Annotated in this window: 9 protein-coding genes; 7 read left to right on the forward strand and 2 right to left on the reverse strand. The window is 68.3% G+C overall.

All coding sequences use genetic code 11. The annotated features are described in order from the left end of the window. Positions 1–10 precede the first annotated feature (10 nt). From ACOGXD_RS04975 to ACOGXD_RS04995, 5 genes are all read left to right on the forward strand, one after another. A complete protein-coding gene (locus tag ACOGXD_RS04975) occupies positions 11–793 on the forward strand; it encodes a DNA-processing protein DprA (protein ID WP_419916804.1) in 783 nt (260 codons plus the stop codon). Positions 794–957: 164 nt separating this feature from the next. Then, positions 958–1,533: a hypothetical protein gene (locus tag ACOGXD_RS04980; protein ID WP_419916805.1), complete on the forward strand. Its 576-nt coding sequence runs from the start codon at positions 958–960 to the stop codon at positions 1,531–1,533. 249 nt (positions 1,534–1,782) lie between these two features. After that, positions 1,783–2,265, forward strand: coding sequence for an alpha-ketoglutarate-dependent dioxygenase AlkB (locus ACOGXD_RS04985; protein ID WP_419916806.1), 483 nt, complete (start codon positions 1,783–1,785; stop codon positions 2,263–2,265). Positions 2,266–2,975: 710 nt separating this feature from the next. Continuing rightward, the gene (locus tag ACOGXD_RS04990; RefSeq protein WP_419916807.1) at positions 2,976–3,437 is read left to right on the forward strand and encodes a hypothetical protein; all 462 of its coding nucleotides are present in this window, start codon (positions 2,976–2,978) and stop codon (positions 3,435–3,437) included. Continuing rightward, positions 3,424–3,849, forward strand: a complete 426-nt coding sequence (locus ACOGXD_RS04995) for a hypothetical protein (RefSeq protein ID WP_419916808.1) — start codon at positions 3,424–3,426, stop codon at positions 3,847–3,849. The genes ACOGXD_RS04990 and ACOGXD_RS04995 overlap by 14 nt, the downstream gene beginning before the upstream one ends. A 475-nt stretch (positions 3,850–4,324) precedes the next feature. On the opposite strand, the gene ACOGXD_RS05000 is transcribed toward ACOGXD_RS04995, so the two are convergent. Further along, positions 4,325–5,605: an ATP-binding protein gene (locus tag ACOGXD_RS05000; RefSeq protein WP_419916809.1), complete on the reverse strand. Its 1,281-nt coding sequence runs from the start codon at positions 5,603–5,605 to the stop codon at positions 4,325–4,327. Between the two features lie 354 nt (positions 5,606–5,959). Between ACOGXD_RS05000 and ACOGXD_RS05005 the strand changes: the two genes are divergently transcribed. Beyond that, positions 5,960–8,068: a cell wall-binding repeat-containing protein gene (locus ACOGXD_RS05005; protein ID WP_419916810.1), complete on the forward strand. Its 2,109-nt coding sequence runs from the start codon at positions 5,960–5,962 to the stop codon at positions 8,066–8,068. Here ACOGXD_RS05005 and ACOGXD_RS05010 read toward each other — a convergent pair. Then, a complete protein-coding gene (locus ACOGXD_RS05010; protein WP_419916811.1) occupies positions 8,065–9,927 on the reverse strand; it encodes a cell wall-binding repeat-containing protein in 1,863 nt (620 codons plus the stop codon). The genes ACOGXD_RS05005 and ACOGXD_RS05010 overlap by 4 nt on opposite strands. A 357-nt stretch (positions 9,928–10,284) precedes the next feature. Between ACOGXD_RS05010 and ACOGXD_RS05015 the strand changes: the two genes are divergently transcribed. Next, positions 10,285–12,240 (forward strand): cell wall-binding repeat-containing protein, encoded by a 1,956-nt coding sequence (locus ACOGXD_RS05015; protein WP_419916812.1) that lies wholly within the window; start codon positions 10,285–10,287, stop codon positions 12,238–12,240. The last annotated feature ends 299 nt before the right edge of the window (positions 12,241–12,539 follow it).

Consider the following 12,539-nt stretch of genomic DNA (forward strand, 5'->3'; position numbering starts at 1 on the left):
AATGAGCCGCATGGCCGATGTCTCGCTCCTTGAGCATTCCGAATCGCTGTCGGCGACGATCACTCAAGCATCGCTTGCCAATGACGAATGGGTCGACGCAGATGCGCCGCTCCGCGGGGGACAGTCGACCACCGCTCAAGAGCGCGTCAGGTTGATCTCGCTCGAGAGCGCCGAGTATCCGGACCGACTTCGTGCGATCGAATTTCCGCCTCGCTATCTGTGCATCATCGGAGATTTTGCGAAGTCCACGCGCTGCCCGATCGCCATCGTCGGCAGCCGTTCAGCGAGCGACGACGGCGTTACCGCAGCATTCAAGTCCGCTGCAGCGCTGGCCCAACGGGGTCACAGCATTGTCTCGGGCCTCGCCAGCGGAATCGATGCCGCTGCACATCGTGGCGCACTCGCGGTGAGCGGCCACACCATTGCCGTCGTCGGCACCGGGGCAGACTGTGTGTACCCGACGGAGAACCTCAAACTGCGAGACGAGATCGCCAAGAGTGGAGCCATCGTCTCGCAGTTTCCGCTCGGCCATGGGCCCAGCAAGACCACGTTCCCCGCCCGCAATGCGGTCATCGCGGGCCTCAGCGCAGCCAGTCTTGTGATCGAATCGAGCGGCCAGAGCGGTACACGCATCGAAGCCGAACTGACGCTCGAGCAGGCCAAACCAGTGCTGCTGTGGGCGCCCGTCCTCGGTGATGAGGCATGGGCTCGGGAATTTACGAAGCACCCGCTCGTGGCCTTCGTCGAGTGCGTTGACGATGTCGCCGCTGTTCTTGACCGCTGCGCAAAGTGACAGCCGACCTCATCGCCATTTCGGACGCACTCGCGGACGAGCTTGTCCCGATGCCCGGCGATGCGCCAGATGTCTGTCCGATGTGCCGCTCCGGTCGCACATCGCCTCCCGCGCTGTGCAATAGCTGCACCAACACCTCCGGCCAAGTCGCCCATCCATGTCCGATGGTCATTCCGATCAGCTTCTACGCCAAGCCCTCGCCGCTGCGCGAGCGGATGCACGACTTCAAGGAGCACAGCGACGAGACCGTTCGTGCAAGAGAGTCAAGAAACGTCGCGGCGATCGCTGCCCGGTACATCACCGAGCACGGCGGAGCGCTCGCCGCAAAGTTCGGGACTTGGGACGAAACTGTCGCAGTGCCGTCGACTCATCACAGCGACCGGCCCGCGCTTCAGTCGGCCATCGAGGACAACTTTCCCGGCATCTTCGCTCCGTTCGCCCGGCCGCTGATTCAAGGTCCCGGCAACATGGATTTCAATCAGGCAAGCGAATCTGGATTCCTCCCGGCCGGAGTAGTCGACGGCAAGAGGTATCTGCTCATCGACGATACGTTCACCACGGGCGCCCGGCTGCACTCGGCACATCACGCGCTCGTGGCAGGCGGGGCCATTGTCCCCGCAGCCATCATCGTCACACGCAAGATCAATCCGTCCCCGCTCTACGGCAGTCTTGCTATGTGGAACCGACAGACTCAGGTCGCGTTCCGATTTGATGCGCCTCCATGGTGGAGCGCAAGGTAGGACAGTGCTTGAGGATTCCAGTCGCGAGAGTCGGGCGGCAGCTGGGTACTGGTGCCAGCGCCTGCCGCAGATTGGCGCCAGTGCTGGAGTCGCCAAGACGAAGTGACGGCAACTGTTGATGCTCGCTGAGGAGACGGCTGTTGCCCTGCGGGTCTCGAGTACCAGCCGGGTTTTCTGTCCGCAGATGAGGAGACTGAGCTGCTCGCGAAGATCGACGGCTGCGGGTGGCTCGGCGATCTCGCGAGGCGCGTGCAGCACTACGGGTACAAGTACGACTACGCGAATCGTCAGCTCGACGAGTCCGCCCGCATCGGGCCGCTGCCGGAGTGGCTGACGCAGCTCACGCACAGGGTTCGTGCCGCCGCGTCTGAGGACTCGAAGCACCTGCTCGACGCGCATCAGCCATTCGAGCAGGCGATCGTCAACGAGTACGAGCCCGGCCAAGGCATTGCGCCGCACATCGACAGGGATTGCTTCGGACCGGTCGTTGCAACCGTGAGCTTGGGCTCAGCGGTCGACATGGATTTCCGCTGCGACGCCACCGGCGAGGGGTTCGTGCAGCGGCTGGAGCCCCGCAGTCTCGTTCTCATGCACGGCGATGCGCGCTGGCGGTGGCGTCATGGCATCGCCAAGCGGCGCACCGACGCCTGGGGTGGGCAGAAGGTCGCCCGCCTGCGACGCGTGTCGATCACCTTCCGCACCATCGCGGACACAGAGTCGGACGCTCCTTGACGCACGCCCGGCCGTGACCTCACGGCGCTGCGCGAGGCAGGTGAGACTCGACCGGCCGGCAGCGGGGCGCAGCGCGCTGCGCAGTGCATCGTCGGCCGCCAAGTCGGCACGAATGCCGGGCAAGCCCTCAAAGCAAAAGTGCGCGGCGAATTGTCGCCTCAAATCAGGTGGCGCGATTTACCGGGACGCTATGACCAACGGCGTGCGGCTTGAGCTCGACAGCCACTGGTGACAGTGCTCGCATATCCACCCTGTGATTCTCACGAGGTTGTCGTGGTCTGCGGTCAGGTTGCGCCGGTGGATCGGTTCGTGGTGGGCGATTCGGTTGCGAAGGAAGTTCAGGCGTTGACATGTCACTCGCCAGGGGTAAGCTCTCGATCGAAGACCCCGGAACCGTCAATGCTTCGGCAAACGGCCGGGGTTACGCCTTTGCGGACAGCAAACACGAGGCCCCTGCAGGAGTCCAACGATCTACGTCCGCCCGGCCCGAAGCCGGCCGAAGCTGAAATGAGCCCGCGGCGGTGCGCGGAACTGCCTGCCCCGCAGCTCCGCCCAGACAGACACGATCCTGTTTCTCCTTGTTCGGCTCCTTTCCGTGCGATCTCGAGCCCCGACAGTCCCCAGATGGGTCCGTATGTGCGGTGCCTGGGCCGCCGCAGTCGGCCTCGGCCGCAGCGTTGCTCGACGGGGCTGACCGTTACGATTCGGTCATGAGCGCGAGCGCAGCTGCGACGTCGGTGGACGTCCCTGATGTGTTGCTGCGCGCCTGTGATCTGCCTGGGTTGATCGCGGACGACGACGGGAGGGGCCGTGTGGTGGCCATCCGGCAGTTCGTCAAGGACTGGGCGGCCGCTGACCCGCTGCGCCGGCGCCGCATGATCGCCGACCCGCCGCGGCATCGCCGCCTTCGCCACCGTTTCGGGGCGCGTCGTTTTGATCTCGCCCGCATAGCGGCCGTGGTCGATGCGCTGTGCGAACGCGACGGCGTGCAGGCCCCGTCGTGGGTCGCGGCGTCGCGGGCGCGCCGGCCTGTGTCGCTGACGAAGTCACGCTTGGACCAGTCGCCGTGGAATGACTGGGTGCGCTCGGTGGCGCCGCCTGCATGCGGCCGGCACAACGTGTGGTTCGTGCCCGCAACCCTTGACGACCACCGGGTGCATGGCTTCCGCTGAGCGCGGTTCAGGACCAGCGGAGACTCTGTTCACCGCAGAACGAATGCTCGGCTACTTGGCCGAGCTGGACGATGTGCTCGCCGACGAGGGCGTAGCCGAAGTGCTGCACCTGCACGTGGCAGGTGGCGCGGTCATCGCCACCAAGACCGACGCCCGGCTCACCTCAGATGTCGATGTCGTCTCTGAGGCGATGACCGAGCAGCTGCGACGTGCCGTTGTGGTGGTGAGCGAGCGTCACCCAGGACTTCGCCGTGATTGGCTCAACGACGGCGCCAAGCTCCAGCGCGTCAACCTGCCCATGGAACCCGAGCGCATCTACACCGGCAGTTGCCTGGTGGTGGACTCAGCGGGCGACCGCTACGTGCTGGCGATGAAGCTCGCCAGCGGACGACCGATCGACGAAGCCGAATGAGGATCCGCCGCCCAAAGTGAGCCCCGGCTGCAGCGGAGCCAGACAAGACCTTGTCGCGGGCCCCGAGCATGTCCCGCACAGACGCGAGGAGCCCCAGGGGCGGGACCCCTGCGACTGCAGATGCACCGCCGTGCCCAGCCTTGGCGGCCACAGTGTCGACCGCCTGCCCGCCGCTCCGCCCAGACAGCCAAGGTCCTGTTTCTCCTTGTTCGGCTCCTTTCCGTGCGATCTCGGGCCCTGACAGTCTCAAGACGGCCGTTCGCGAGATGTTCGGGCTGCATCGACGGCATGGCGTCAACTGTCGACCAGAGATTCACAAATCTGTCGGCTGCAAACATCAGAAATTGTCGGCTGGAGCCTCCTGAAGTTGTCGGTTGCACGAGGAGCGCCCGTGTCCGACGGTGACGCAGCCACCGACTGCCACGACCGCGCGGAGGATCGTCACACCGCTCCCGCCCGCCCGGCAGAGACTTGGTCAGGTCGTCCAGAGTGAGGAGATGGGCCGCATGCTGATGCGGTCCCCGAGGCTGAGGTCGTGCTCGCCCATGTGCAGCACGATCCCGCCGGCGAACGCTCCGGGGGCCACGGTGTCGAGCCGGTCGCGCAGCCAGCGAAGGTGATCTGCGGCGCGGGGCGAGGGAGAGCTGCTGGCCTTGACCTCGATGGCGGTCACCGAGCCGTCGGGCGTCTCGAGGATGATGTCTGCCTCATGGTGCGCGTCGCGGTAGTGCCACAGGCTGATGCGAACAGCGCTGCTGGTGGCTTGACGGGCGATCTCGTTGACGACGAACGACTCCGCCAGCATGCCGAATGCCTGTGACGTCGGCGCCAGCAGCGCCTGTGGCCCGGTGCCGAGCAGGTGCGCGGCGAGGCCGGTGTCGGCAATGTGCAGCTTGGGGCGCCGGATCGCTCGCGCCGACAGGTTGCGCGACCAGGCCGGGAGCTCCTGTGTCAAGAACACGGCCCGGAGCCAATCGAGGTAGCTGACGACGGTCGGCTGGCTGATGGCGAGCCGCCTCGACGCCGCGGTGAGGTTCAGTTCCTGGGATGTCTGGGCGGCGGTCCAGCGCAGCAGCGGCGCCAGGGCGGTGGATCGCCGGATGTCCGCAAGCGCAGTGATGTCGCGCCCCACGACGGTCTCGATATAGCTCTCGAACCAGCCCGCACGCAGGTCCTCGGGCAGCCGCAGCACCTCGGGATACCCGCCAATGCAGATCAGCTCGGCATAGTCGCGCCGGCTCAGCGGCGGCGAGCTGCCAGGGCGCGGGGCACCGGGCGGGCTGTCGCCGCTCATCCACCTCTCGATCGGCGGGCTCTCGGCGCCGGCGATCTCGGCTTGAGACAGGGGGGTCAGGCGCATCAGCCTGGCTCGCCCGGCCAGCGACTCGCTGATAGTCGGCACCGACAAGAAATCGGTGGAACCGGTCAGCAGGAACCGGCCCGGCGTCTGCTCTTCGTCTGCCAGGCGCTTGACCGCCCTGATCAGCCGGTCGCCGGCCAACTGCACCTCATCGACAGCCAGCGGCGTCGGCCACGCACTCAGCAGCGCGGCGGGATCGTCAAGCGCAGCCTGCAGCATCGGCTCGTCTTCGAGGGTGACATAGGTGCCGCCTGCGCGCTCGGCCACCCTGCGCGCCAGGGTCGTCTTCCCCGACTGGCGCGCACCGTGCAGCACCACGACGCGAAAGCCGCCAAGCGCACGGCTGACGCGGGGACTGAGGTGCCGGGCGATGTGCCCCTCGATGCGTGCGACCACACTTCCACACTAGCCCAAATGATAGTTTCGCACGGACGCTAATGAGAGAACTGCACCATCACTGCTTGCTGTATTGCACAGCGGCGACGCCCGAAGCTGTACCGGGCCGTTGCGGGTCGTCGGTGAGAGCCGAGATGAGCTGCGGCAGCTCGGGCAGGCGGGCAGCGCTAGTCTCGCGCGCCTCCGAAGAGGCAGAGCGTGTGGAGAATCTGGCACAGCGGCGAGCCGCATCACGACAGGCACAGATGTGCCGGTGCTTCTGCCGCCCCGGGAGACGAACCTGCCGTCCGGTCTGGTGCACCTTCCGTCAGGTTTGGCGGCACTGTGGGCCGCCGTCGCATGCGGCGCGGTGCCGTGGCGGTTGCTGTGGTTGCGCTGGTCGCCGCCGCCACCGTTGCGTTCCCGGTGGGTGCGCAGGCGCTCGACAGAGGCTCGCCCATGCAGACGGTGCGGATATCGAACGGCCTGTACCTGTTCTGGTACGAGGTGGCAGGAGCAACGGGCTACGACGTGCAGATGCGCTCCCTGGGCAGCGACAACACCTGGCAGCAGTGGAACAGCGTCGACTACAGCGGCACGTACCAGCCGCTCATCGTCACCGGTCTGGTGTCGGGCACCAAGTACCAATGGCGGGTCCGAGCGAAGAACGGCACGCAGACGGGCCCGTGGTCGCCCACCGATGACGACACCGACCCTGCGTACAACCAGACAGTGACGGCGTTCGGCAGCGGCGTGCCCAACGCGCCGATCATCACGGCGGTCTCGGGCACCGCGCAGTCGATCACGGTCGGGTGGATCCCCGGGGAGTCGCGCAGCGGTGTGGCAGCGGACGGCTGGGTCGTCAGCTATTTCTGGTACGACGAGAACGACCAGTACCACATCCGCCGTTCCGAGCGTCTTGCAGCGTCGGCGAGGACGCACACGTTCAACGTAGCCACAGGCGTCGATGTCGAGTACGAGGTGTTCGTGCGGTCCTACGCCGGGACGCGTGCAGCCGGTGCGTCATCGAACGTCGTGTGCGTCATCCCGAACCGGGTGCATGCGGCGCCGCATACACGGCTGCCGCCGCCTCGCACCCCTACGCAGAACCCGACGCCGCAACCGACGCCGACGACCCCGACGACGCAACCGCCACCCGACAACGACAACCCACCGCCCGACAACAACGAGGATCCGCCACCCGACAACAACGAGGATCCGCCACCCGACAACGACAACCCACCGCCCGACAACAACGACAACCCACCGCCGAACAACGACAACCCACCGCCGAACAACGACAACCCACCGCCGAACAACGAGAACCCACCGCCGAACAACGAGAACCCACCGCCGGGCAACGAGAACCCACCGCCGGGCAACGACAGCCCGCCGCCGGGCGATGCCGACGTACCGCAGTCAGACGACCCGGGCGATCCGCCGTCTCGCACCCCGAGGGGGAAGTGGCGCGACGTGGACGTGGAACGCGTGGGAGGCCCAGACCGGATCACCACCGGCGTCACCGTCGCCGAGACCTACGCCGAGCGGCGGAGAAACGCCGGCGACGACATCGACAGCGTGATCGTGGCGACCTCGCTGCGCTTCCCCGACGCGTTGTCGGCGTCGTCGTTGGCGGGGCTGATCGACGCGCCGATCCTGCTGACCGAGCTCGATCGGCTGTCGAAGCCCACGGCCGAGTTCATCGAGGCCCACGGCATCGAGCGGGTGTTCATCATGGGCGAGCACGAGGCCGTGTCGTACAAGGTCCAGCGGGCCATCGAAGCCCTCGAGCCCGTGCGCGAGGTGATCCGCCTCGGCGGTGCCGACCGCTACGAGACGTCGGTCAAGATCGCCGAGTACGTGGGCACACCGGGCAGCTTCTGCGGCACCAACCGGCGAACCGTGCTGCTGGCCACCGGCACCAAGTTTCCCGATGCGCTCGCGGCAGCGCCGGTCGCGGCGGTCGGCAAGCACAGCCTGCTGCTCAGCTATCCCGACCGCCTGCCGCCGCTGGTGCGCACGCACCTGCACCAAGGCGCGCTGGAGGGCTCCATCGACCGTGTGGTGATCGTGGGCGAGACCAGCGCCGTCTCGCGCAGTGTGGAGCAGATGCTCGCACGCCTCGGCCTGATCACGGTGCGCGTCGGCGGCGCCGACCGCTACGACACCGCCGCCCTGCTCGCCAAGTACGCGGTAGACGACACCTCGCCCACGCCGGCGGGCTGCCTCGGCAACAAGGCTGCGGCCATCGTCACCGGCCGCACTTTTGCCGACGCGCTGGTGGCCGGGCCGCTCATCGCCTACGCACAGGGTCCCACGCTGCTGCTGAACCCGCCCAGCTTCATCCCCGCCCCCGTCGTGCGCGTGCTGCGCGCCGGCATCTTCGACCGCGAGGCGGTGGAGCTGGTGGTGGTGGGCGGTCGCCGTGCACTGCCCGATCAGCAGGTGAAATGGGTGCGCGACATCTTGCGGCGCGCCGACTAGCGACCCTTGCGGATCCAGCGTGCGGTGTTCACCGAGGTCTCGATGCGCGACTCGCCGGTGAGGCGCCGGATGATGACGTCGCGCGGCGATGCGCTGGCGATGGCTTGGTGAATCTCCTCGCTCACCACTGCGGTGCCGCCGACCAGGTAGATCCGCATCGGCTTGAAGTCGCGCAGGAGCTGCTCGGTGGCTGCGGGCAGCGACCCGGTCTCGGTGAACGCGACCGCAGAGTGGGGAAGGTCCGCAGCGAGGCCGGCGGCGATGGCGACATCGGGCGGGCACCCGCCGTTGACGATCACCAGCGTGATGTCGCGCGAACCCGTGCCCGGCGTGGGCAGCACATTGCGCGCCGCCAGCGCAGCGGTCTCTGCGAGGTCTGCGCCCGCGAGCCGGGTGACCATGCCCGGCTCGACGCCGGCCGCGATGATCGCGTCGCGCACTGCGGGGCCGACCGATTCGGGTCCGCCGATCAGCCGCGCCCGCTTGACGTCGTAGTCGTTCAGCAGCGCGGCGGACGCCTCGGGCAGCGCATCGGCCGCGGTGTAGACGATGACGGATCGCTGCATCCGTGCGGCGACGGCCGCAGCCACGCCGATCTCGCCCGGCGACTCGCCGTTCACCACCACCAGTGCAATCGGCTCTGCCGCCGCGGGCCTGCCCAGCAGGTGCCGCGCCGCGTTGGCCGCGATGGCGGCGCGATCGGTGCCCGAGACGCGCCAGACGGTCGGCGACGAGCGCAGCGAGCGCACCCGGTCGAGCAGGGCAGGCGGCACGGCGTCGGTGTCGCCCACGAAGATCACCTCGTTGGGCTTCGTCTCGTTGAGGAACTCTTCGGTCTCGTCGGGCACCTCGGTGTCTGAGGTGTAGGCCATCACCCCGCTGCGCAGGCGTGACGCGAGATGAGAGGCCACGGCGGCGTCATCGGCGTTCCAGCCGTTGACGAGCACCACGGTGCCGCCCGTGGCGACCGGGTTGGCAGACCGGTCCTCCCCGTCGTCGTCGCTGCCGGGTCCGTCACCGCCACCAGAACCGCCGCCGCCGTCACCGGGGCCGCCACTACCGCCGGGTCCGCCGCCGCCCGGTACGCCGCCACCGCCACCGATTCCGCCACCGGTTCCGCCGCCGCAGCTGCTGGCAGGCATGGCGGCGACCCAGTCGCCGGCCTCGTCGCCGACCGCTCGCACTCGCACGTTGTACTCAGTGATCAAGGGCCCCACGTCGATGGTCTGCTGCGGCACCGTGAACGACGCGCTGGTCGCTCGGTAGTCGTGGCGGGGGCCGTTCACCCACCATCCGCCGCTCGGGTGCTGGTACTGGGTCTCGAAACCGGTCAGCTTGCCGCCGGGTCTGGTCCACGACACCGTCACCACGTTGCCGCTGACCGTGTAGCAGACATTGGTCGGCTGGCCAGGACGGAATGACCTCGGCGTGAGGCCGACGTTGAGAGTTGCCCAAGCGCCGCCGTTGGCCCGTACTCGCACGTGGTAACAGGTGCCATTGTTCAGCCCGGTGAACAGGTGGAATCCGTTCCCGCTCGCGGAAGTACGCGTGCTCCAGTTGCCCGAGCAACCCGTCTGGTAACCGACTTCGTAGCCGCTAGCGGTTGGGGAGATGAGCCACTGCAGCCAGATGGACGCGTCGCGGGCCTCGGCCCTGACGTACTGGGGCGCGGGCTCCGTCTGAGCGGAGGCCGGCGACGCACTGGCGACCACGGCCAGCATCGACCCGATGACCGCAGCGGCCAGCAGCGGTGCCAGCCTCCTGGCGAAGCGCCGGCTGTGGGGCGGCCGGGTGCCCCGGCTTGGGCTGCTATCTTGCTGGCCGCGTTCAGCGGCCGGGACCGGCGCATTGCTGCTCATCGTCTGCATCCTCAGCCCATCTCAAAACCTGCCGCGGAATCCGGCAGCCCGAAGCGTCGGGCGCCACAGAATTCGCGGTCAGCGTTGATCGGAAATCATGAATGCTGCACATGAGTACCACACATGTAAAAAAACATGCAATAGCGGGTTTTTGGGCAGTCGGCCCCGGAACCATTCGGTAAATCGCTCAGTGCGGGCGGCGTCCCGCGTTCTCACAGCGCGATGTATGGCCTAGCTTGCCCTCATGCATGTATGCGCGGAGCAAGTGATCTTCAGCCCAGCGGCCAGCACGTCACATCGCCGCAACTGCTCATGCCGACATGAAACGGGATCCGCTCGGCGGTGAGAAGAGTTCGCTTGGCGGCCGCTGCAGCCGCCCTTGCCATTGCAGCCACCGCGCTCTCGCCGGCATTCGTGGTGCCCGCGAACGCCCAGGAAGCCGATCCGGTCGCGGCGCGGCCTGCCGTGCAGAGCCCGACGCGGTCGCCCACCGCGTTCAGGCTCGGCGAAGTGGTCTACGTCCTGCTGCACTTCTATGACGGCGTGACCGTCCAGGGGTCACCGGGACTGCCCGCCACAATCGGCAGTCGAACTGTCACCTTCAAGCATCAGTCGTACGTGTCGGCGTCTCGCCAGGCGCTGTTCAGCTACCGGGTGGCCGAGGGCGACTTCGCCAGCGGCGGCGTCACCTTCAGCACCGGCACGGTGACGCTGTCGGGCGGCACGTTCACGCCGACGTCGGGCGGCGCCGCCACCAACCGCATCACGCTGGGCGCGTTCGGGGCTGATCACGTGAACTACCTCATCGACGGCGTGAGGCCGAGCGTGCGGGAGGCCCGTGTGGCGGCGGTGCCGGCGGGCGGCGTCTACCGGCCCGGCGATGTCGTCGAGGTAGAGCTGCGCTGGAGCGAGCCGGTGTCGGTTCCGCAGCAGCACGTGAGCGCCACGTCGGTGATCGTCGGCATTGCCCCGCCCAGCGGGCCGATCAGCCGGCGTTCTGCTGTGCTGTCGGCCGGCAACGGCACCGACCTGTGGCGCTTCCGCTACGTGGTGCGTGCCGGCGACGGCACCGGTGTGCTGGGCCTCTTCGGGTCTTCTCTGGCTCTTCCCGCGGGGGTGATGGTCCGCGACACCGCGGGCAACCCGGCGATCATCCGCTGGGACACCGTCGAGACGCGCCTGTCGTTCGACGCGCCGGGGTCCGACCAGTGCCCCGAATGCGAGGAACCGCCCCTGACGCCGACCGTCGAGCAGCCGGCCGGCGACGACCGACCCGACGGCGGGGGCGCGGTGACAACCACGCGCGTGTCGGGCGGCGACCGCACGGCGACTGCCGTCGAGGTGGCCGAGGAGTACGTCAGGCGGGTCGCGGCGGCTGGCGGCGACGTCGACACGGTGATCGTGGCGACCAACAGGCGGTTCGCCGACGGGCTCGCGGCATCGTCGTTGGCCGGCAAGGTGCAGGCGCCGATCCTGCTCACCGATCCCGACCGGCTCTCGGGCACGGTCGCGGGCTTCATCGAGCGCCACGAGATTTCGCATGTGTACGTCATGGGCGGCACCGAGGCCGTGTCGCTCGAGGTGGAGCGCTCGTTGGAGACGCTCGACGCGGTGCAGGCGCTCACCCGTCTCGGCGGCGCCGATCGCTACGAGACCTCGGTGCTGATTGCGCGCGAGGTCGGCATTCCAGAGGCGTTCTGCAACCGCAACAAGCGCACCGTGCTGCTGGCGACGGGCACCGAGTTCGCCGACGCCCTGGCTGCGGCGCCGGTGGCGGCGGTGGGCCCGCACCCGCTGCTGCTGACCGAGCCCGATGCGCTGCCGCCGAAGGTCCGCAGCCACCTGCGCAACAGCAGCGACTACGGCTGGGTGCACAACGTGGTGGTCATCGGCGGCGAGAACGCCGTGTCGGCCCGTGTGGCCCGCGACATTGCCGGCATGGGCCTGCGCGTGGTGCGGGTAGGCGGTGCCGATCGCTACGAGACGGCAGTGCGGCTGGCCGAGCATGCGGCGTTTGCGGCGACGTCGCCTCCGGACCGCTGTCTGGGCAACCGCCGCGTCGGCGTGGCCGACGGCACGAGGTTCGCCGACGCCCTGGTGGCCGGGCCGCTGCTCGCGTACGTGCGAGGCACGACCCTGCTCGTGCAGCCCCCCGACGTCGTGCCCCCCTCGGTGGCTGCGTTCCTGCAAGGGCCGGTGCTCGACGCCGAGTCGGTCGAGCTGATTGCGGTCGGGGGTCGAGAAGTTCTCGCCGACCCCCTCCTCGAACGTCTGAGAGCTCACGCAGCCAGGCGGCCGCCCCCGCCGAGCTGAGCCCGGACCGGACGCGGCCACCCCGGGCCCGCTGGCTTCCTGCGCCGGCGCTGCTCCCTACGGCTCGATCCCGACCGTCTGTTCCTCCCGTTCCAGAAACGGGTACTGCCCACGGATGACGAAGCCGTGGCTGAGAGTATGCGGCAGACCTCTCGTCCCGGATGTCGTGCTGACCGACGCCGAGGACGGGGCAGTCGAGGCCATGCGGCTGATCGAGCCCCGCGTGGAGCGGATAGCGGTGCTCGCGTCGAAGCGGGGGCCGCTTGGCAGCAGTGCGCGCGGCGGAATATTGCTGGCTC

The sequence above is a fragment of the Candidatus Poriferisodalis sp. genome (genome assembly GCF_965204125.1).
In the GTDB taxonomy this organism is placed as follows: domain Bacteria; phylum Actinomycetota; class Acidimicrobiia; order Acidimicrobiales; family Poriferisodalaceae; genus Poriferisodalis.

Excerpts from the sequence above, each read along its gene's own strand:
- ACOGXD_RS04975 (WP_419916804.1), top strand. The coding sequence starts at position 11 with ATGGCCGATGTCTCGCTCCTTGAGCATTCCGAATCGCTGTCGGCGACG.
- ACOGXD_RS04980 (WP_419916805.1), top strand. The coding sequence starts at position 958 with ATGGTCATTCCGATCAGCTTCTACGCCAAGCCCTCGCCGCTGCGCGAG.
- ACOGXD_RS04990 (WP_419916807.1), top strand. The coding sequence starts at position 2,976 with ATGAGCGCGAGCGCAGCTGCGACGTCGGTGGACGTCCCTGATGTGTTG.
- ACOGXD_RS04995 (WP_419916808.1), top strand. The coding sequence starts at position 3,424 with ATGGCTTCCGCTGAGCGCGGTTCAGGACCAGCGGAGACTCTGTTCACC.
- ACOGXD_RS05010 (WP_419916811.1), bottom strand. The coding sequence starts at position 9,927 with ATGAGCAGCAATGCGCCGGTCCCGGCCGCTGAACGCGGCCAGCAAGAT.